Genomic DNA, 20,332 nt, shown 5'->3' on the forward strand with positions numbered 1-20,332 from the left:
GGGGAGGGAAGACAGAATGAAACCAGCGGCTTTTGAGTATCACAGGCCAGATGACCTGCCGAGCGCCTTGGCGCTGCTGCGGGCGCATGAGGATGCCAGCGTGCTCGCGGGCGGGCAGAGCCTCGTGCCCATGATGAACTACCGGCTCGCCCAGCCGGATCACCTGGTCGATATCAACCGGATCGACGAGCTCGATTTCATCCGCGCGGAAAGCGCCGTGATCGTCATCGGGGCGCTGGCCCGACACCGTACCATCCAGTCCTCGCCGCTGATTGCGGAGCGCCTGCCGATGGTCGCCCATGCCTATGAGTGGATCGCCCATGCGGCCGTGCGCAACCGGGGCACGCTCTGCGGCAATCTCTGCCATGCCGATCCGGCCTCGGAGATGCCGGCGCTGATGCAGGTTCTGGAGGCCGAGATGGTGCTGGCACGTGCCGATGGGACGCGCCGCGTTCCGGCGGTGGAGTTCTTCACCGGAACCTATGAAACCGCGCGGGCCGCAGGCGAGATGCTGACGGAGGTGCGGATTCCGACACCGCCCGCGGGCAGCGGCTGGGGCTTCGAGGAGGTCAGCATGCGCAAGGGCGATTTCGCCTGGGCGGCTGTGGGCTGCCAGCTTCGGATCGACAACGGGGCCCTTGTGGACGTGCGTATGGCGGCGGCGGGTGTCGGGGACTGCGCCCTGCGGCTGCGCGGGATCGAGGCCGCGCTGGAGGGCGAGCCCCCGTCGGCAGATCTTTTCGCGCAGGCGGCGCATGACGCGGCCGAAGCGCTTGATCCGCCGGACACGGCGGCGGTGAGCGCCGATTACCGGCGTGATCTGGTCCGCGCGCTGGCGCCGCGGGCGCTGACGGCCGCGGTCGCGCGCGCCGAGTGATGGGGGAGAGGGATATGGACAAGGTTGCAATCGAATTGACCGTCAATGGCCGCGCCCGACAAGCGCTGGTGGCGCCACGGGTGCTGCTGAGCGATTTCATCCGTCAGCAGTTGGCGCTGCCGGGCACCCATGTGGGGTGCGAGCATGGTGTCTGCGGGTCCTGCAACGTGCTCGTGAACGGCGTGGCGGTCCGGTCTTGCCTGATGTTTGCGGTGCAACTGGACGGCGCGGAGCTGACGACCGTGGAGGGTTTCGGAGGTGCGGACACGCTGCACCCGATCCAGGAGGCGTTCTGGGAAGAACACGGGCTGCAATGCGGTTTCTGTACGCCGGGCATGCTGGCGGCCGCGAGTGAGTTGCTGGCGCAAACGCCTGATCCGACCGAGGCCGAGATCCGTGAGGCCATTGCAGGCAATCTCTGCCGCTGCACCGGCTATCAGTACATCATCGAGGCGATCCGCTCGGCCGCAAGAAAGTTGCGCGAGGCACGCGTCGAGACAACAGAGCCGGTCTGAAGGCGGCCAAGGGAGGACCACCATGTCATCGCACCTGAAAAGCAACGTCATCCCGCCAAGCCGCCAGCGTGAGAAACCGCGCGCCGGGCTCACCTGGATCGGGCAAAGCATCAAGCGGGTGGAGGACCCGCGCATCCTCACCGGCAAGGGCGGATACATCGACGACGTGGTCGTCGCGGGCATGGCGCAGGCAGCGATGGTGTCGAGCCCGCACGCCCATGCGCGCATCGTCTCGATTGATACCTCGAAGGCGAAAGAGGTGCCGGGGGTCATCGGCGTCTATACGGGCGCGGATCTGGCCACGGTGGTGGATCCGTGTCCGAGCTTTGCCTCGCCCCCAGTGCCGCAGCACGCGATGGCGATCGACAAGGTGCGCCATGTGGGCGAGGTCGTGGCCGCCGTGGTGGCGGAGGACCGCTATATCGCCGAGGATGCCGCCGCGCTTGTCGAGGTCGAGTGGGAGGTGCTGCCTGCCAATGTCGACATCGAGGCGTCGCTGGAGGCCACGGGAGACGCCGTGTTACATCCCGACGACCGCAAGAGCAATTGCGCGCTGGATGAGAGCTTTGCCTTTGGTCCGGTGGAGGCGGATTTCGCCGCCGCAGACCGGGTGATCACGCGGCGGCTGCGTTGGAACCGCTCGTCGGCCCAGGCCATCGAGACCTGTGGCGTGGTGGCCCAGTGGGATGCCTTCAAGGGCGGCTATACCATTCACGCCAATACGAATTTCTACAGCTTCATCCCGTTTGTGATCGGCGGCAGCCTGCGGGTCTCGCCCGGCGAGCTGAAGATGATCCCCGTGCTCACCGGCGGCAGCTTTGGCTCCAAGGTGTTCATCCACAAGATCATTATCCTGACCGCTGGCCTCGCCCGGCTCGCGGGGGTGCCGGTCAAATATATCGAGGACCGGCTGGAGCACTTCACGAATTCCGACAGCCATGGCTCCGACCGGCTTTACGATTGCGAGCTGGCGGTGATGGAGGACGGCAGCTTCAAGTCCATGCGCTTCACCGTGCTCGACGATTACGGCGCTTATCTGCAATTCGGCGTGGGGACCCATGGCAACGCGATGGCGCAGGTGACCGGCCCTTATCGGATCGGCAGCTTCGGGATGCGCGTGATCGCTGTGCTCACCAACAAGTGCCAGCAGGGGCCCTATCGCGGGTTCGGCTCGGAAGTCACCAACTGGGTGATGGAGCGCATGGTCGATGCCGCGGCAGAAGAGCTGGGCCGCGACCCGCTGGAGTTGCGCGAGCAGAACATGATCCAGCCCGATGAATTTCCCTACATGATACCCACGGGTAACATCTACGACAGTGGGAACTTCCAGGAGGTGCTGGGGCAGGCCCGCGAGATGTTCGATCTCGACACCTGGCGGGCCAAAGTTCGGGCCGCCCGGGCCGAGGGTCGCTGCGTCGGCGTTGGCGTGGCCACTTGCATGGAGCGCAGCGTCTATGGGCCCACCGAATGGTGGTCGCTCAACAACCGTGAGACGCCCGGGTTCACACTGACCTCCACGCCCGAGGGCATCTCGGCGCGGATCGATCCCTCGGGCAAGCTCTTCGTGACGCTGAATTCCTGCATGGTCGGCAACAGCCCGGAGACGGTGGTAACGCAGATCCTTGCAGAACGGCTGACGGTCGATCCCGCGGATGTGGTGATCAACTACGCAGACAGCCAGACCGGCTTCAACGGCGTCGGTCCGCAGGGCAGCCGCTTTACCGCGATGGTGGCAGGTGCCTGCGTAACCGCTTCGATCCGGCTGGAGGAAAAGCTCAAGCGCTTCGGTGCGCATATGCTGCAGCGCCGACCAGAAGACGTCGAGCTGCGCGGCGGAATGGTGGCGGTCAAGGGTCTGAAGGATCAGGAGAAGAGCTTTGCCGAGATCGCGCTGACCTCCAGCTTTTTCCGCCTCAGCTTCCCCGACGGCGAAGAATTCGACAGCGGGATGGAAACAACGGCGGTCTACGATCACCCGCTCTCGACCGATCCGCACCCCGAACGCGAGCATCTGGGCATCTTCTACCCGATCGTCGGCCATATCTGCCATATGGTCGCGGTCGAAGTGGACCCGGAGACCGGCAAGGTCGAGATCCTCGACTATGCGGCGGTGCATGACAACGGCACCATCGTGAACCCGCGCACCCTTGGCGGGCAGGTCTGGGGCGGGACGGCCAATGGCATCGGCACGACGCTGAGCGAGCAGTTCGTCTACGATGCCGACGGTCAGTTCACCAACCCGAACTTCGCCGAGTTCGCCATGCCCACCGCCCATGAGATGCCGACGAACTTCAAGCTCGGCCATGTGGAAACCCCCAGCCCCTACACCGAATACGGCATCAAGGGCGGCGGTGAGGGCGGCCGGCTGGGCGCGCCCTCGGCGCTGACAAGTGCGATCGAGGATGCGCTGCGCGACAGGGGGGTTAAGATCGCCGCATTGCCCGTGACGCCGCCGATTCTGCGCGGTCTCATTCGGGATGCCGACGCCGCTGCGGTGGCAGCAGAGTAAGGAGCACATATGGCCCAGCCCCGGCCCGTCATTATCACCTGTGCCATCACCGGCGCCATCCACACGCCCTCGATGTCGCCACACCTGCCTGCGACCTCGGATGCGATTGTCGCCTCGGCCATCAAGGCCGCCGAGGCCGGGGCGGCGATCCTGCATTTGCATGCCCGCAATGACGAGACCGGCCAGCCCGATCAGAGCGTGGAGGGCTTCGGGCGGATCGTGCCGCGGATTGCCGCGGCCACCGATGCGGTGCTGAACCTGACCACGGGAGGCAGCCCTTACATGACGGTCGAGGAGCGCGTGCGCCCGGCGGCGCATTTCGCGCCGCAGCTCGCCTCGCTCAACATGGGCTCCATGAACATGGGGCTGTTCCCCATGCTGCGGCGTCATCCCGATCTGCCGGGCTGGGAGGCGCAGCACCTCGAAGGCTCGCGCGATCTGGTGTTCCGCAACAGTTATACCGACATCGCCTATGTGCTCGAGGCCTGCCGCGCAGGAGGCACACGATTCGAGTTCGAATGCTACGACACCGCGCATCTCTACAACCTTGCGCATTTTGCCGATCAGGGGGCCGTGGATCCGCCCTTCTTCGTGCAGACCGTTTTCGGCCTCTTGGGCGGGATCGGCGCGCATGTGGATGACATCACCCATATGCGCCGCACCGCCGAGCGGCTCTTTGGCGACGATCTTGTCTGGTCGGCGCTGGGTGCGGGCGCGCATCAGATGCGCGTAGCTGCGACGGTGGCTTCGGCTGGCGGACATGTGCGCGTAGGGCTGGAGGATTCGCTCTGGGCCGGACCCGGGCGGCTTTCGACGTCGAATGCAGATCAGGTCCGCACCGCCATCGCACTGCTGGACGGGCTCGGCATGCGGGCAGCCACCCCGGAGGAGGCCGCAGCCATGTTGCATCTGGCGCCGCGTCGGCAGGCGGAGGGGGCTGCATGACCGACACGCCGCCGGATCTGGAGACGGCTTTCGCGGCAACTCCGCCGTCGCCGCAACGTGTGCCGCGCCGCAAACCGGGCCGCCCAAAGGGCATATCCTCGGAGCAGACCCGCGCCCGCATCCTCGACGCGGCCGAGCGGCTCTTTGCGGACGAAGGCTATGAGGGGGCGGCGCTACGCGATGTGGCGGCGGCGGCGCAGGTGCAACTGCACGCGGTCGGCTATCACTTCGGCCCGAAGGAAGCGCTCTTCGACACCGTGGTTGCCCGTCGCTCCGTGATCATGACCGAGCTCAGGCTGGCGGCGCTCGAAGCTGCGAAACAGGCCGCTGGGTCTGGATCCATTCCCATCGCCACGCTGGTGCGCGACTACATTAGCCCCTTTGTGCTCTCGGCGGGCCGGGGCGATCCGGGCTGGCGCACCTACGCAGCGCTCATGGGCCGGCTCGCCAATTCGCCGCTCGGCACCGAGATCATTGCGCGCCACTACGACAGCACCGCACGGGCCTATCTGTCCGAGTTCCGGCGCAGTTTGCCGGGCGTGCCGGAGGCCGATGTGATCGAGGGGTTTTCGGCCATGGTGGCCGCGATGCTGGGCCTCTGTGCCGATACCGGACGACCGGCTCGGCTGGCCGATGAGCCCGGCGAGGTGCCCGGCCCCGCAGAGAGCCTCGACACGCTTGTGCGCTTCCAGACGGCCGGCTTTCTTGCATTGCAGGAGGCATCCGATGATCGATGACGCAGACGCGACGCCGGCGGTCCGGCAGTTGCAGGTGATCGATGCCAAAGTCCTGCGGGCGATCGAGAAGAAACTGCTCTGGCTGGCCTGCTGGACCGTCCACAACGCCAACCACCTGCGCCAGAAGGATGAGGTCAAGGTCGGCGGGCATCAGGCCTCCTCTGCCTCCATGGTGACGATCATGACCGCGCTCTACTTCGCCGCCCTGCGGCCGCAGGACCGGGTCGCGGTCAAACCCCACGCCGCCCCCGTCTTTCATGCGATGCAGTATCTGATGGGCAATCAGAGCCTGGAGAACCTGCAGAACTTCCGTGGCTATGGCGGTGCGCAGAGCTATCCCAGCCGCACCAAGGACGTGGACGACGTGGATTTCTCCACCGGCTCGGTCGGCCTTGGAGTAGGCATCACGGCCTTTGCATCAATGGTGCAGGATTACCTGCACGCGAAGGACTGGGCCGCGCCGCCGCAGGAGGGGCGGATGATCGCGCTGGTGGGCGACGCTGAACTGGACGAGGGCAACATCTACGAATGCCTCCAGGAAGGCTGGAAGCACGGGCTTCGCAATACCTGGTGGATCATCGACTACAACCGCCAGAGCCTCGACGGCGTGGTGCGCGAGGGCCTCTACACGCGGATCACCGACATCTTCCGCGCTTTCGGCTGGCAGGTCGAGGTGCTGAAATACGGCGTCTTGCAGCGGGCGGCTTTCGCGCGCCCTGGTGGCGATCGCCTGCGCGCCTGGATCGATGACTGCCCGAACGCGGTCTATTCGGCGCTCATCTTTCAGGGCGGCGCGGCCTGGCGCAAGCGGCTGATGGACGACCTGGGCGATCAGGGGGATGTGAGCCGTCTGATCGACAGCTATTCCGACGCCGCCCTTGCGCAACTGATGGAGAACCTCGGCGGGCATTGCCTCGAGACGCTGGCGGAGGCTTTCGCCGCCGTCGATCACGACCAGCCCGTTGCCTTTCTGGCCTATACCGTGAAGGGGTGGGGGACACCGCTCGCCGGGCACAAGGACAACCACGCCGGGCTGATGACCAGGGCCCAGATGGAGAGGTTCCGCGACAGCATGGGCATTCGCGAAGGGCACGAGTGGGACCTCTGCGAAGGGCTGGAGGTGCCGGAGGCCGACATGCGGACGGCCCTCTCGCGTGTCCCGTTCTTTGCCGACGGGCCGCGCCGCTATCGCGCAGACCGGGTGGCGGTGCCCGCGGTTGCAGCACCCGGAGATGCGGTGATCTCGACCCAGGCCGCGTTCGGCAAGGTTCTGGACGCGCTGGCCAAGAGCGACAGCGCGCTGGCCGAGCGGATCGTGACGACCTCACCCGATGTCACAGTCTCCACCAACCTCGGACCTTGGGTGAACCGCCGCGGCCTCTTCGCCCGGCAGGACATCCCCGACACCTTCCGCGACGAGCGCGTGCCCAGCACGCAGAAGTGGCGCTTCTCGGCGGCGGGTCAGCACCTGGAGTTGGGCATCGCCGAGATGAACCTCTTCTTGCTGCTTGCGGCCGCGGGCCTCTCTCATGCGCTCTTCCGCGAGCGGCTCATTCCGGTGGGCACGCTCTATGATCCGTTCGTCAGCCGCGGCCTCGATGCGCTGAACTATGCCTGCTATCAGGACGCGCGGTTCCTGCTGATCGGGACGCCGTCGGGCGTGTCGCTGGCCTCCGAAGGCGGCGCACATCAGTCCATTGCCGCGCCGCTCATCGGGATGAGCCAGGACGGGCTTGCCGCCTTCGAGCCGGCTTTCGCGGATGAGCTTGCGGTGATCCTGCAGTGGGCCTTCGACTATCTGCAACGCGATGGCGAGGGTGATCCGGACGAGCGCACGTGGCTGCGCGACGAAACCGGTGGCTCGGTCTACTTGCGACTCTCCACCCGGCCGGTCGAACAGCCTGGGCTTGAAATGACGCCAGCCCGCCGCCAGGGCATCATCGACGGGGCCTACTGGCTGCGCCCGCCCGGACCGAATTGCGAGGCCGTGATCGTCTACCAGGGCACGGTGGCGACCGAGGCGGTCGCTGCGGCCGGACGTGTGGGGCCGGATCGCCGGGATATCGCCGTGCTCGCCGTGACCTCGGCGGACCGGCTCAACGCCGGCTGGCAATCGGCGCAGCGGCAGCGGGCCAATGGAAACCGAAGCGCGCGGGCGCATATCGAGACGCTTCTCTCCGGTCTGTCCCGTGACGCGACGCTGGTGACCGTCATTGATGGCCACCCCGCGACACTGAGTTGGATCGGCGGGGTGCTGGGGCACCGCACGGTGGCACTCGGGGTCGAACATTTCGGCCAGACCGGGACCGTAGCCGATCTTTATCATCACTTCGGGATCGATCATCATGCCATTGTGGGCGCGCTCGATCAGCTGAGTGCGGGGCGACCCATTGCCTTGGCCCCCCTCTAGAGCAGAGACGCCGGGCGCCGACAGACAGCGGATTTGGTAGGAGGAGACAAATAATGGAGATCAGCCGGCTGGATCACGTGAATCTGCGCACGTCCAACCTCGAGGCGATGGCGGACTGGTACACGCGCGTGCTGGGGTTGCAGCGGGGTCCGCGTCCGGATTTCGGTTTTCCGGGTGCGTGGCTCTACATCGGTGATCATGCGGTCGTGCATCTGGTGGGGGTGTCGGAGGAATGCGCCTCCATCGCGCCCAAGATCGAGCATTTTGCCTTCCGGGCCACCGGGTTCGACACGCTGATGGCACGGCTGGACGACAGCGGGATCGCGCCTGACGTCGTGCGGGTTCCTGGCCTGCCGATCGTTCAGGTCAACCTGGCCGATGTGGACGGGAACCACATCCACATCGACTTCGACAGCGCAGAGGCGGACGCCGTCTCGTGATCGGGCGGCGCGGCCCAGCCGGGCTGGGGTGCGGGGTAGGCTGACCGCATCTCAGACCAGCCACAACATGCTGGAGGCCGCCACCGCGACCGGGTCGATCACCTTGATACCAAGCGACTGCGCGAGCGTTCCGGTGACGTTCACCATGCCCGCGCACCCCAAAACGACGGCGTCGATATCGTCTTCGCGTTCCGCGGCCCGCGCCTCTTCAAGGATCATCTGCTCGGAGGCATCGGCGCGGCGTTCCAGATCGAGAACGGCGACGTTCGAGGCGCGGACCCGGCTCAGATGTCCGCCAAGGCCGAACCCGCGGATGTTGTGCTCGATGATGGGCACGGAGACCGGCAAGGTCGTGACAACACTGAAGCGCCACTGGCGCAGCGCCGCGAAATGATAGGCGGCCTGGCCAATGCCCACCACCGGGCATCCCGCGATCTTCGCCGCCTCCGCCAGCCCGGTGTCATCGAAACAGCCGATGATGATCCCATCCGCACCGCGCTCGGCGGCCTTGCGCACGAGGCGGAGCAGCGGCGGCGTCGCGGCCGCACCATCCGCCTCACCCTGGATCGACGCAGGACCCTCCTCCGAGGTCCACCCCTCAAACTCGCGACCGGGCGCTGCGTGCCTGGCGGTCCGCACCATGGCCTCGGTCATGGATGCGGTGCTGTTGGGGTTGATGATGACGACAGCCATCGACCTCAGACCATGCCCTTGCCTGCATCCGAGCCATGCGCCTTGCGGCGCCGGTCCGTCACCCAGACGACGGCCAGAAAGAGAACGATGACCAGGAAGGAGAAGATTGTCGTCAGCGTGCCAAGCGCAAAGATCACCGGGGTGGTGACATTCGTCGTCATGCCGAAGATCTCCAGCGGCAAGGTGTTATAGCTGCCCGAGGTCAGAAGCGTCCGAGCGAATTCGTCGTAGCTGAGCGTAAATCCGAAAAGTGCTACGCCGATCAGCGAGGGCGCGATGATCGGCAGCACCACATGCCTAACGGTCTGCCAGGGGGACGCGCCCAGATCGCGGGCAGCTTCCTCATAGCTGCGGTCGAAACGGTTGAAGACGGCGAACATGATCAGCAGCCCGAAGGGCAGCGTCCAGGTCAATTGCGCGCCGAACCCCGAGGTGGACCAATGCACGGTCATCCCGGACTGGGACCAGATCAGCCCGACGCCGAGGGAGACGAGGATCGACGGGATCACCAGCGACGTGATGATCAGGTAGAAGAGGATGCCCGACCCGGCAAAGCGTTTGCGGAAAGCCAGCCCGCCCATGACCGAGACCACGACGGTTGTCACCATGACCATCAGGCCGAGTACAAAGGATCGCCGGAAGGAGCCCCAGATGTCGCCCACCGCCTGCTGTTCGAAGAGATCGCGAAACCAGTGCAGCGACACCCCCCGCATCGGGAACGTGAGCCCGCCGCCCGGCCCCTGAAACGAAAGGATGGCGATGGTCAGCGTCGGGCCGTAGAGAAAGATCAGGAACAGCACGAAGACTGCTGCAAGCGCATAGAAAGACCGGGGCCGCGGTTCCATCAGAGCTCTTTCCGAATGTCGACGAAGCGGAGCAGGATGCCGATGATCATCAGAACGGTGATCAGCAGCACGACTGCGGTGGCGGAGGCCGAAGGATACTGCAGCAACCCGATATCGTTCTGGATCATGCGCCCGACATTCGCCGATTGCGATCCGCTCATGAAGCGGACGGTGATGAAATCGCCCATCACCAGCGTGACGACGAAGATCGTGCCGATCATGATGCCGGGCTTCGTCAGCGGAATGATCACGTGCCAGAGCGTTTGCCACCCGCTCGCCCCCGCATCCGCCGCAGCCTCGATGAGCGATTTGTCGATCCGCATCATCGTGTTGAAGATCGGGACCACCATGAAGAGTGTATAGAGGTGCACGAAGGCGAGGATTACGCTGAAATCGCTGAAGAGCAGCCACTCCAGCGGTTCGTCGATCACGCCCCAGGAGATCAGTGTCGAATTGGCCAGACCGTTGCGGCCCAGAAACGGGATCCACGAGATCATGCGAATGATATTCGAGGTCCAGAAGGGGATCGTGCACAGCAGGAAGAGCGCGATCTGCCACTTGAGCGACCTAACATGAAACGCAAGAAAATAGGCCACCGTGAAGCCGATCAGCAGGGTGAAGACCCAGGTGATCGCGGCGTATTTGAAGGTGTTGAGAAAGACGCGATAGGTCACGTCGGACCCGAAGAGAAAAGCGTAATTGTCGAATTGAAACGCGGGGTAGATGGAGAACTCGGTCGCCCCCCAGAAGCTGACCACCGTGATCATCACGATGGGCGCCACAAGGAAGATCACCAGAACCAGCGCCAGCGGTGACGCCAGGACCCAGCCAGAGAGATGTCGGTTGCTCAACACACCGCGGCCTTCACCCGTCGAAAAATACTCACAGGGGGGTCTGGGGGGCAGTCTGCCCCCCAGCCGGGCGGCCCCCCCGCCGGGGGGGCAAGCTCACGCGGCAATGAACTCGTTCCACTTGCGCACCATGTACTGGTTTTCATCCATGACCGCGTTCCAGCAGGCCACGGCTCCCATGCGGTCATAGAACGACCCGCCGTCGCGCACGGCGCCGGCTTTCTCCATGACGTCGCCGAAGGGGTTGGTGATGTCGCCCTGAGCTTCCTTGCCTTCGAACCAGAAGCCCCATTCGTCTTCGGTCATGAAGTTCTTGGAAGTTTCCGGCACCGCCGAGTAATAGCCCTGACGCATCAGGAAGCCGCCGACCCAGCCGGAGAGGTACCAGTTGATGTACTCATAGGCCGCATCCAGCTCGATACCGGACAGCGACTTCGAAAGACCGATGCCACCTCCCCAGGAGCGATAGCCCTCTTCTAGCGGCTGGTAGACACAGGGAATGCCTTGCGACCGCACGGCCGTGATCGCGGGCGACCACATGGACTGGATCACCACCTCACCGGAGGCCATCAGGTTCACGCTCTCGTCAAACGTCTTCCAGAAGGCACGGAACTGACCGGCTTTCTTGGCCTCGGTGAAGATGCCGAGGGTGAGGTCGATCTCCTCCTTGGTCATGTTGCCCTTGTCGGGGTAGGTGTATTCGCCCATCGATTCGACAACCATCGCCATGTCCATGATGCCGATGGAGGAGATGTCGAGGATCGACGCCTTGCCCTTGAATTCGGGGTTCAGCAGCTCGCTCCAATTGGCGATCGGGCGCCCGATCAGGTCGGGGCGGATGCCCAGAGTGTCGGCGTTGTAAATCGTCGGGATCAGGGTCATCCAGCCGCTTTCGGTGTCGACGAATTCCTTGCCGTCCACCCCTTCGACGAACCCCACGGTGTGGGGCGCCGTGCCCTGGGCGATGGTGCTCTCCGGCGTGAGCTTGCCGTCGCGGAAGATGCCGACGATCTTGTCGTAGTTCTCGATCTTCGAGGTATCCATCGCCTGCAGGTTGCCCGTGGGCCAGACCTTCTTGCAGATCCAATACTCGATGTCTGCGATATCGAAGCTGTCGGGCTGTGTTGCGGCGCGCTGGGTCACGCTGTCGGAATCGAGGGCCGTCATCTCCAGCGTGAAGCCGAGGTCTTCCTTTACCTTTTCGGCCACTTCATTGAGGTTCGATACGCCCGTGCCGAACTGGCGCAACGTCACGTCCTTGATGGCCTGGCCCCAGACCATCGGCGCAGGCAGCGCAGTTGCCGCCAGCGCCGCACCGCCCGTCTTCAGCATCGATCGGCGCGAATATCGGATCTTTGGAATTGTCGTCATCTTGGTTTCCCTGTCGTTGGAGGTTGTCGTTGTCAGGCCGTGAGGGGGTGGGCCGCCTGCCTGTCCCAATCGAGGCCCACGGCCTCGCCCAAATCCTTCGGCGCCCCGAAGAAATCCACATCCGAGAGAAGCGCCGTCACGTCCTGGTCGCCGGCAATTGCGGCGGTCAGGGCGACGTGGGTGCCCTGGTACTCGATGTTGGTGATCCTTCCCTGCAGCTGCCCGCTGTCTGGCGCCCTCAGTTTCAGTGCGTCGGAGCGCACCGCGATCTCGCCATCGGGCAGCTTGATCACATTGTGCGATCCGAGGAACCGCGCCACGAACGAGGTCCTCGGCGCGTCAAACACATCGCGGGTCCTGCCCGCCTGTTCGATCCGCGCGTTGTTCATCACCACGATTTCATCGGCGAGCGCGAGCGCCTCGTCCTGCCCATGCGTGACGTGGATGAAGGTGATGCCGAGCTCGCGTTGCAGCCGCTTCAGTTCCGCCCGCATGCGGACGCGCAAGAACGGATCGAGTGCCGAGAGCGGTTCGTCCAGCAAAAGCACCTGCGGTTCGGTGATCAGCGCGCGTGCCAGTGCCACGCGTTGCTGCTGACCGCCCGACAGCTGTGCCGGGAACCGGGCGGCGAAGTCGGACATATCGACAAGGTCGAGCATCTCGCCGGCACGCCTCGCGCGCTCGGCCGGATCGATGCCCTTCATCTTCAGGCTGAAGGCGACATTGTCCGTGACGCTGAGATGCGGGAACAGCGCGTAGCTCTGGAACATCATCGCCGTGCCGCGTCGGGCGGGCGGCAGATGAGAAATGTCGCGCCCAGCCAGCAGGACTGCGCCTGCCGTGACACTTTCGTGCCCTGCGACCATCCGCAGGGTCGAGGATTTCCCGCATCCCGACGGGCCGAGAAGACAGGCATATGTGCCGGTGGCGAAATGGTAGCTGATCTCATCGACGGCGATTGTCCCGCCATACCTCTTTGTCAGCCCCACAAACTCCAGGTCGAGCTCGTTGCGCAATGACACCCCCACAACTGTTCGATGACAGACTGGAAGTATCTAGGCATGCGGCAGAAGCGTTTTCCGGCAGCGCGCCCTCACCGAAGCCGTCGCTGCTCAAAGTGCACGCGAACGAGTGGCAAACTGTCTAAAAAGTGAGCAAATATTGTATACGATTTTGCTTGGCTTCGAGGATAATCTTGTCGTTGTCTGGTGGCTCTGCCAGTCAAGCTCGCAGGAGGATGTGATGAGTGACGCGATTCCCGTGACCGAAGCGTCCGCCGAAGCCATTGTCTTGCGGCTCACGGAGGCCGTGCACGAGCATCGCGTGCTTCCGGGTATGAAGCTCAGCGAAGATGAGGTGGGCGAGGTCTTCGGCGTCAGCCGCACCATCGTGCGCCAGGCCCTGCGCAGCATGGCGCATGGCGGTCTGGTCTCGATCGAGCGCAACAGGGGCGCTTTCGTGGCCAAGCCATCGGTCAAGGAGGCGCGTGAGGTGTTTGAGGCGCGGGCCTTGCTCGAACCGCAGACTGCCCGGGCGGCCGCCGAGCGGGCCACCCCAGCCGACATCGAAGCACTCGAGCAGCACATCCGGCGCGAGCACGCCGCTCTTGCGGCAGGAGAGGCCGGTCGCGCGCTGAAGCTCTCCGGGCTCTTCCATGTGGAGATTGCCCGCCTCGCCGACCAGAAGACCATTCACGCGTTCATCGAACAGCTTGTCTCGCGGTCGTCGCTTGTGATTGCGCTTTACTGGCAGCGCAGGAATGCACTCTGCGAGAGCCATGCGCATGATGCCCTGCTCGATGCGTTGCGTCGCAATGATCCGGACAGCGCCGAAGAGCTGATGAAGGGACATCTCGTCGATCTCGTCTCACAGCTGAACCTGCGCGAGACGCCGGACGAAAGCAGATCTCTGCGCGAGGCGCTGCTCGGATGATGCATGTCCGCACCGCAACGCGCGATGATCTCGGGCAGGTTCTGGCCTGGGCCGCTCAGGAAGGCTGGAACCCCGGTCTGGATGACACTGCGGCCTTCCACGTGGCCGATCCGCAAGGCTTTTTCGTCGGGGTCGCGGATGATCGGCTTGTCGCGGCCATCTCGATTGTCAATCACACAGCCGATTTCGCCTTTCTGGGCCTCTACCTCGTGCATCCCCTATATCGGGGTCGCGGGTTTGGCTATGCGCTTTGGCGAGAGGCGATCCAGCACGCTGGCGCACGGACGGTCGGCCTTGACGGTGTGGAGGCGCAGCAGGCGAACTACATGCGATCCGGTTTCACGTATGCGGGCGGGACGACGCGGTACACAGGCCTCGTCACTGCGGGAGAGGTGCAAGGCATCCGCGCGGTCCGCAAAGAGGAGATCCCGGATCTGATCAGGCGCGAGGCCGACGCCTCCGGCGTGCTGAAGCCGGCTTATCTGTCGGCCTGGTTTACCGATACGCCGCACCGCAGGACGCTTGTTCACCCGGCCGGGTTCTGCACTGTGCGCAAATGCCGGGAGGGCGCGAAAATCGGGCCGCTTCTGGCGGAGCATCCCGAGGCGGCCAGCCAGTTGATACATGGCGCGGCGGCGGTCTTTGATGGCAGCGTCACGCTGGACGTTCCGGAGACGGCGGAGAGCCTGACCCGGCTCTGCAACGACCTTGCACTGGTCCCCGGCTTCAAGACGGCGCGCATGTATCGCGGCACAGCCCCCTCCGGCACAGGCGGGCTCTACGCCGTGGCGTCGCTGGAGCTTGGCTGAACCGGTCCGTGCATCCCACGGTGTCTCGGTGAGTTGGCCGGTCAGGATGCGCGCTTGCGCTGCTCGTGCAATGCAGCGCTCACCGCGCGGGCGATGATACGCTCCTCGTCCGTGGGGATGACCATGACCCGCGTGTCGCCGCTGTGGATCTCGCGCGCGTTTTGCCGGTTTCGCGCGGGGTCGATTGCGACCCCCAGATACTCCAGGCCTTCGACAATGCGCTGCCGGATGGGGGCTGCGTTCTCTCCGATCCCGCCGCAGAAGACAAGCGCGTCGATCCCGCCGAGCACCGCCGTCAGCGCCCCGATCTCGCGCCGGGCTCGGAAGACATAGTAGTCGATGGCCTGTGCGGCTTCCGCGCGATCCGAGCCCAGCAAGGTGCGCATGTCGCTGGACTGATCCGATAGTCCAAGAAGGCCGCTCTGCTGGTAGAGCATCTTCATGACATCATGCGGCGCGATGCCTCTTTGCTCGATCAGATAGAGTACCACACCCGGATCGATCTGGCCGCAGCGCGTGCCCATGGGCAGCCCGTCGAGCGCCGAAAACCCCATCGTGGAACCGACGCTCTTGCCGGCCCGGACGGCGCACATGGAGGCGCCGTTGCCCAGATGCGCGATCACCAGCCGCCCCTTGTGGAGCTCCGGATAGTCCTGCGCGATCACGCCCGAGATGTAGTCGTAGCTGAGCCCGTGGAACCCGTAGCGCCGAATGCCTTCCTCGTAGAAGCGCCGGGGCAGGGCGAAGGTGTCGTTGACCCACGGGTGACCACGATGAAACGCCGTGTCGAAGCAGCCCACCTGCACCGCCTGGGGAAAGGCCACCTTGGCCGCCTCGACACCCGCGAGGTTGTGCGGCTGATGCAGCGGCGCCAGCGGCGAGAACTCCGCCAACGCGCTCAGAACGTCCGCGCCCAGGACGACCGGTTCGGCGAACTTCGGACCGCCATGGACGATGCGGTGCCCGATGCCCGAGATCGCGAGGCCCGTCATATGTGGTCGCAGCGCCGCGATGACCTCGTTCAGAGCGGCGGCATGCGTAAGCGCGCTGATAGCCTGGCTGGTCTTTTCGCCGTCCCGTTCCAGCACCAGCTGTGCAGCGCTGCCAAGGCTGTCCACCTGACCGGTCAGAAGCATCACCGGATCGGGTGCGTCGCGGTAGAGGCCGAACTTGAGCGAAGACGAGCCGGTGTTGAGCGTGAGAATGGCTGCCGTCATCGGGCCACCGGAGCATTGAAGAGCGCTGCGATCGCCGTTGAGGCGATGCGGGTGCGCCGATCGTCCGAGCGACTGGTGAGAATGATCGGCACCTGTGCTCCCAGCACGAGCCCCGCGGCCTCGGCTCCGGCCAGATACACGAGCTGCTTTGCGATCATATTGCCAGCCTCCAGATCCGGGGCCACCAGAATGTCGGCCTGACCGGCCACGGCCGAGGTGATCCCTTTCGAGGCCACGGCCCGCATCGAGATTGCGTTGTCGAAGGCCAGCGGCCCATCGAGGACGCCGCCGGTGATCTGCCCCCGGTCGGCCATCTTGCAGAGGGCACCGGCCTCGACGGTGGATTGCAGGCGGGGTGTGATGGTCTCAACCGCCGACAGCAGCGCCACCTTCGGTGCCTCGATGCCGATGGCATGTGCCAGATCGATGGCGTTCTGCACGATATCGGCCTTGGTCTGCAGGTCCGGCGCGATGTTGATGGCCGCATCGGTGATCAGCAGCGGCTTGGGGTACGTCGGCACATCCATCACATAGACGTGGCTCATCCGGCGTTCGCTGCGCAGGCCGGTGGATTTCGCCACGACAGCCGACATGATCTCATCCGTGTGCAGCGCGCCCTTCATCAGCGCCCGCGCGCGGCCCTCGCGCACCAATGCGACCGCACGTTCGGCGGAGGCGTGGCTGTGCGGCGCATCGAAGATCTCGAGCGCGCCGATATCCAGATCGGCTTCTTCTGCCGCGCCGCGAATCCGCGCTTCGGGGCCGACCAGAAGCGGTTCGATGAGCCCCAGCTCATGGGTCTGCAACGCCGCCTCAAGCGATGCCGCATCGCAGGGGTGCACGATGGCCGTGGGCAGCGTCGGCAGCTTGCGCGCTTCGTTGAGCAGCCGGTCATACCCGGCGCCACGCTTGTGCATGACGAGATCGGGCATCACGACGCGGGGCCGTTTGATCTTGCGATCCGGTGCTATGACAACGGCTTGGCCGGTGATGACCGGCTTGCCATCGCCGTTCGTACAGAGGCAGTCGAGGGTCACGCGCTTCTTGTCGGCCTGTTTCTCCGTCACCGTGGCCCGCACGGTGACCGTGTCGCCGACGCCCACCGGTTTGAGGAACTTCAGCGTCTGGTCCAGATAGATTGTCCCCGGCCCTGGCAGCTGTGTGCCAAGCACCGTCGAGATGAGCGCACCGCCCCACATGCCGTGAGCGATTACCTTGTGAAAGATGTCCTCCTGCGCGAATTCCGCATCCACGTGGGCGGGGTTCACATCGCCTGACACGGCGGCAAAGGCGTCGATGTCTGCGGCTGTCAGGGTGCGCACAAGCTCTGCATGGTCTCCGACGGCGATCTCGTCGAAAGGGCGGTTCTCGATGTACCCCATGCTGCGGCTGATCTCAGACGACATGGTGGCCCCCGTCGATGTAAGCCGTATTGCCGGTAATCGAACGCGCGAATTCGGAGACCAGACAGGCCGCCATCGCCCCGACCTCGTCGATGGTGGTCAGCCGCTGCAGCGGCGCGCGGGCTCTGGCGTCGTCGATCAACGCGTCGAAGTGATGGATGCCCGATGCCGCGCGGGTCTGCAGCGGGCCGGGAGACATGGCGTTGACGCGGATGTTCCTTGGCCCCAGTTCCGCTGCGAGATAGCGCGCGGTGGACTCCAGTGCGGCCTTCACAGGCCCCATGATGTTGTAGTTCTCCACCACCTTTTCGGCGCCGTGATAGGACACCGTAAGGATCGTGCCACCTTCCTGCATGAGCGGCTCGGCCTCTCGGGCAAGGCGGATCAGCGAGTGGACGGAGATATCCATCGCCACGGCAAACCCGTCGCGCGAGCAATCCACGACCCGCGCGTGCAAATCCTCGCGCGGACAAAAGGCAATCGAATGAACCAGGAAATCGAGCCGTCCCCAGCGCTGGCGGATCGCCTCGAAGAGCGCCTGCATCTGTGCGGTGGATGTCACATCAAGGGGCAGGAAGAGCTCGGCCTCGACCTCCTGGGCGACAGGCTCGACATGCTTGCGGGCCTTGTCCGTCTGGTAGGTCAGGGCCAGATCGGCGCCGGAGGCCCGGAAGGCCCGCGCGCACCCCGCGGCGATCGAATCCGCGTTGGCGACGCCAACGACCAGCCCCTTTTTGCCGGCCAGCAAGGTTGATTTGGGTAACATGGCTCACTCCATCTTGACGTAAGTTCCCGGAGCGTCCTCCAGCGCACCGCGGATTTTGGGGGGTTTGATCTTCTCTCCCGAGCGTGCTGCCAGCCAGGCGACCCAGGCCGGCCACCAACTGCCCTGCCGCATCTCTGCCGCGTCCAGCCAGTCGTCCGGGGTCAGCGTGAGGTCCTGGTCGCGCCGGGTATGGATGCGGAAGTGGCGGCGTTTGTGGCCGGGCTCCGAAATCACGCCGGCGTTGTGCCCGCCATTGGTCAGCACAAATGTCACATCCGCATGCCCCAGATCGTGAATCTTGAATACCGATTTCCACGGCGCGATGTGATCCGTCTCGGTGCCCACACCGAAGATGGGCAAGCGAATGTTCCGTAGCGAGACCGCATGCCCGTCGACACGGTAGCGTCCTGCCGCGAGGTCGTTGTTGAGGAACATCTGGCGCAGGTACTCCGAATGCATCCGCGCGGGCATGCGCGTGCTGTCCGCGTTCCACGACATCAGATCGTTCATCTCGGCTTCGGATTCGCCAAGGAGGTACGTGCGAATGAGCTGCGACCAGATCAGGTCGTTCGAGCGCAGCATCTGGAACGCGCTCATCATCTGATCGGCTTCGAGGTAGCCCTGCGCGGCCATGACGTCTTCGAGAAAGGACACTTGGCTTTCGTTTATGAACAGCATCAACTCGCCGGCTTCGCTGAAGTCGGTCTGGGCGGCAAGCAGGGTCATGCTGGCCAGCCGTGCGTCGCCGTCGCGGGCCATGGCTGCCGCGGCCACGGACAGAAGCGTGCCACCGAGGCAATAGCCCGTGCCATGGACTGTCTCCGCGCCGGTTGCCTTGCAGATATGGTCGAGCGCCGCCATCGGCCCCTGGTGCAGGTAGTCGAGCATACCCAGATCAGCATCGGCCGCGCCCGGATTGCGCCAGGAGATCGCAAAGACCGTGAACCCCTGTTCGGTCAGATACCGGATCATCGAGTTCTCGGGGCTGAGATCGAGAATGTAGTACTTCATGATCCAGGCCGGCACGATCAGGATCGGTTCGGGATGCACGGTGGCAGTTTGGGGGCTGTATTGGATCAGCTCCATCAGATGATTTCGGAAAACGACCTTGCCGGGCGTCACCGCCACATCCCGGCCCACCACCTTGCTGGGCCGTTTTCGCGCCTTTCTGAAGGCCCTTTGCGCATAGGCGGCGGCGCTGACTGCCCCATGAACCAGGTTCCGCCCGCCTGTCTCGACCGTGCGCGCAAGGGCTTCGGGATTGGTGGCCAGAAAGTTGCTTGGCGCCGCCGCGTCGAGGATCTGGCGGACCAAGAAGGTCATCGCCGCGTCATGTGCCGGTGTCAGCCCCGGCACATCGGAGGTCGCCGCATCCCAGAATTCTTCGGCCAGCAGAAATGCCTGCGCCCAGGCGGCAAAGGGAGGTTTCGCCCACCGCGGGTCACGAAACCGGCGATCGCCCTGCTTTGGGCGCGCGGCCCAGGTGTCGGGTGCAGCGGGCGAGCCGGTGGCGACAAAGCGCAGCCACCGGCTCCAGTTTTGCTGCGCCTGCCGTCCCAGCGCGATCTGCTTGTCCGGGGCCGTCGCAAGGTGCAACGCCCAGTCGTTCAGCATGCTGAGCGTCGAGACGGGAGAGGTGCCCAACGCCAGCCGTGCGATGGACGTCCGAAGCTCACGCTCACCCGCACCAGGCGGCCGCTGGCCGTTCGTATCAAAGTCTTTCATATGCGCGCACCAGAACAGTTGTTTGTCTTGTTAGGTAGGGTCTCAACATGACAAGCATGCGACTGGCGCGCGTCCTTGCAAGAGCGGGCCAGTCACTGATCAAAGTGCAGCATAACTTCGCCGTGAAAAAGGGCATTTCGTGCCGGTTTGGCGATTGCAGCGGCATGTATTTCATGCGCTTCGGCCTTTTTTTTGAGGGCGTTCCCGGCCGCCAGGTCAAGGTTGATGCTGCACTGCGGCAAACTGCCTCACTCATGCTCGGCGCCGGGGGAGGCTAGGGTCCCGGC

19 protein-coding genes are annotated in these 20,332 nt (G+C 64.7%); 10 read left to right on the forward strand and 9 right to left on the reverse strand.

Annotated elements, in window-relative coordinates; translation table 11 throughout:
• Positions 1 to 16: 16 nt before the first annotated feature.
• The 7 genes from MUB52_RS10545 to MUB52_RS10575 are packed head-to-tail and all read left to right on the forward strand — an operon-like array spanning position 17 to position 8,433.
• Positions 17 to 877 carry an FAD binding domain-containing protein gene (locus MUB52_RS10545; RefSeq protein ID WP_263844176.1) on the forward strand — a complete coding sequence of 287 codons (861 nt, stop codon included), beginning with the start codon at positions 17 to 19 and terminating at the stop codon, positions 875 to 877.
• 14 nt (positions 878 to 891) lie between these two features.
• A complete protein-coding gene (locus MUB52_RS10550) occupies positions 892 to 1,392 on the forward strand; it encodes a (2Fe-2S)-binding protein (protein WP_263844177.1) in 501 nt (166 codons plus the stop codon).
• 22 nt (positions 1,393 to 1,414) lie between these two features.
• Positions 1,415 to 3,901 (forward strand): xanthine dehydrogenase family protein molybdopterin-binding subunit, encoded by a 2,487-nt coding sequence (locus MUB52_RS10555; RefSeq protein WP_263844178.1) that lies wholly within the window; start codon positions 1,415 to 1,417, stop codon positions 3,899 to 3,901.
• 9 nt (positions 3,902 to 3,910) lie between these two features.
• Positions 3,911 to 4,846, forward strand: coding sequence for a BKACE family enzyme (locus MUB52_RS10560; protein WP_263844179.1), 936 nt, complete (start codon positions 3,911 to 3,913; stop codon positions 4,844 to 4,846).
• Positions 4,843 to 5,583 carry a TetR/AcrR family transcriptional regulator gene (locus tag MUB52_RS10565; protein WP_263844180.1) on the forward strand — a complete coding sequence of 247 codons (741 nt, stop codon included), beginning with the start codon at positions 4,843 to 4,845 and terminating at the stop codon, positions 5,581 to 5,583. The genes MUB52_RS10560 and MUB52_RS10565 overlap by 4 nt, the downstream gene beginning before the upstream one ends.
• Positions 5,573 to 7,993, forward strand: coding sequence for a transketolase (locus tag MUB52_RS10570; protein WP_263844181.1), 2,421 nt, complete (start codon positions 5,573 to 5,575; stop codon positions 7,991 to 7,993). Before MUB52_RS10565 ends, MUB52_RS10570 begins: the two co-directional genes overlap by 11 nt.
• A 53-nt stretch (positions 7,994 to 8,046) precedes the next feature.
• Complete coding sequence (locus tag MUB52_RS10575) at positions 8,047 to 8,433, forward strand: VOC family protein (protein ID WP_263844182.1); 387 nt, start codon at positions 8,047 to 8,049, stop codon at positions 8,431 to 8,433.
• A gap of 51 nt (positions 8,434 to 8,484) precedes the next feature.
• On the opposite strand, the gene MUB52_RS10580 is transcribed toward MUB52_RS10575, so the two are convergent.
• The 5 genes from MUB52_RS10580 to MUB52_RS10600 form a co-directional block, all read right to left on the reverse strand.
• Positions 8,485 to 9,126 carry an aspartate/glutamate racemase family protein gene (locus MUB52_RS10580; RefSeq protein ID WP_263844183.1) on the reverse strand — a complete coding sequence of 214 codons (642 nt, stop codon included), beginning with the start codon at positions 9,124 to 9,126 and terminating at the stop codon, positions 8,485 to 8,487.
• A 5-nt stretch (positions 9,127 to 9,131) separates the two neighbouring features.
• Positions 9,132 to 9,971, reverse strand: coding sequence for an ABC transporter permease (locus MUB52_RS10585; protein WP_263844184.1), 840 nt, complete (start codon positions 9,969 to 9,971; stop codon positions 9,132 to 9,134).
• Positions 9,971 to 10,825 (reverse strand): ABC transporter permease, encoded by an 855-nt coding sequence (locus MUB52_RS10590; RefSeq protein WP_263844185.1) that lies wholly within the window; start codon positions 10,823 to 10,825, stop codon positions 9,971 to 9,973. The genes MUB52_RS10585 and MUB52_RS10590 overlap by 1 nt, the downstream gene beginning before the upstream one ends.
• 93 nt (positions 10,826 to 10,918) lie before the next feature.
• Positions 10,919 to 12,184, reverse strand: a complete 1,266-nt coding sequence (locus MUB52_RS10595; RefSeq protein ID WP_263844218.1) for an ABC transporter substrate-binding protein — start codon at positions 12,182 to 12,184, stop codon at positions 10,919 to 10,921.
• A 41-nt stretch (positions 12,185 to 12,225) separates the two neighbouring features.
• Positions 12,226 to 13,209 (reverse strand): ABC transporter ATP-binding protein, encoded by a 984-nt coding sequence (locus MUB52_RS10600; protein ID WP_263844219.1) that lies wholly within the window; start codon positions 13,207 to 13,209, stop codon positions 12,226 to 12,228.
• 226 nt (positions 13,210 to 13,435) lie between these two features.
• Between MUB52_RS10600 and MUB52_RS10605 the strand changes: the two genes are divergently transcribed.
• Positions 13,436 to 14,125 carry a GntR family transcriptional regulator gene (locus MUB52_RS10605; protein WP_263844186.1) on the forward strand — a complete coding sequence of 230 codons (690 nt, stop codon included), beginning with the start codon at positions 13,436 to 13,438 and terminating at the stop codon, positions 14,123 to 14,125.
• Positions 14,122 to 14,934, forward strand: a complete 813-nt coding sequence (locus MUB52_RS10610) for a GNAT family N-acetyltransferase (RefSeq protein ID WP_263844187.1) — start codon at positions 14,122 to 14,124, stop codon at positions 14,932 to 14,934. The genes MUB52_RS10605 and MUB52_RS10610 overlap by 4 nt, the downstream gene beginning before the upstream one ends.
• 41 nt (positions 14,935 to 14,975) lie before the next feature.
• Here the strand turns inward: MUB52_RS10610 and MUB52_RS10615 are convergent, their stop codons facing one another.
• The 4 genes from MUB52_RS10615 to MUB52_RS10630 are packed head-to-tail and all read right to left on the reverse strand — an operon-like array spanning position 14,976 to position 20,045.
• Positions 14,976 to 16,151: an acetate/propionate family kinase gene (locus tag MUB52_RS10615; RefSeq protein ID WP_263844188.1), complete on the reverse strand. Its 1,176-nt coding sequence runs from the start codon at positions 16,149 to 16,151 to the stop codon at positions 14,976 to 14,978.
• Positions 16,148 to 17,557 carry a bifunctional enoyl-CoA hydratase/phosphate acetyltransferase gene (locus MUB52_RS10620; RefSeq protein ID WP_263844189.1) on the reverse strand — a complete coding sequence of 470 codons (1,410 nt, stop codon included), beginning with the start codon at positions 17,555 to 17,557 and terminating at the stop codon, positions 16,148 to 16,150. Before MUB52_RS10620 ends, MUB52_RS10615 begins: the two co-directional genes overlap by 4 nt.
• Positions 17,547 to 18,302 carry an enoyl-ACP reductase FabI gene (fabI, locus tag MUB52_RS10625; protein ID WP_263844220.1) on the reverse strand — a complete coding sequence of 252 codons (756 nt, stop codon included), beginning with the start codon at positions 18,300 to 18,302 and terminating at the stop codon, positions 17,547 to 17,549. Before fabI ends, MUB52_RS10620 begins: the two co-directional genes overlap by 11 nt.
• Positions 18,303 to 18,323: 21 nt before the next feature.
• Positions 18,324 to 20,045, reverse strand: coding sequence for a PHA/PHB synthase family protein (locus tag MUB52_RS10630; RefSeq protein ID WP_263844190.1), 1,722 nt, complete (start codon positions 20,043 to 20,045; stop codon positions 18,324 to 18,326).
• A 47-nt stretch (positions 20,046 to 20,092) separates the two neighbouring features.
• On the opposite strand from MUB52_RS10630, the gene MUB52_RS10635 reads away from it, so the two are divergent.
• Entirely contained in the window at positions 20,093 to 20,323 is a 231-nt protein-coding gene (locus MUB52_RS10635; RefSeq protein WP_263844191.1) for a hypothetical protein, read from the forward strand.
• The last annotated feature ends 9 nt before the right edge of the window (positions 20,324 to 20,332 follow it).

Source organism: Roseobacter sinensis (assembly GCF_025755255.1).
Lineage (GTDB): Bacteria > Pseudomonadota > Alphaproteobacteria > Rhodobacterales > Rhodobacteraceae > Roseobacter > Roseobacter sinensis.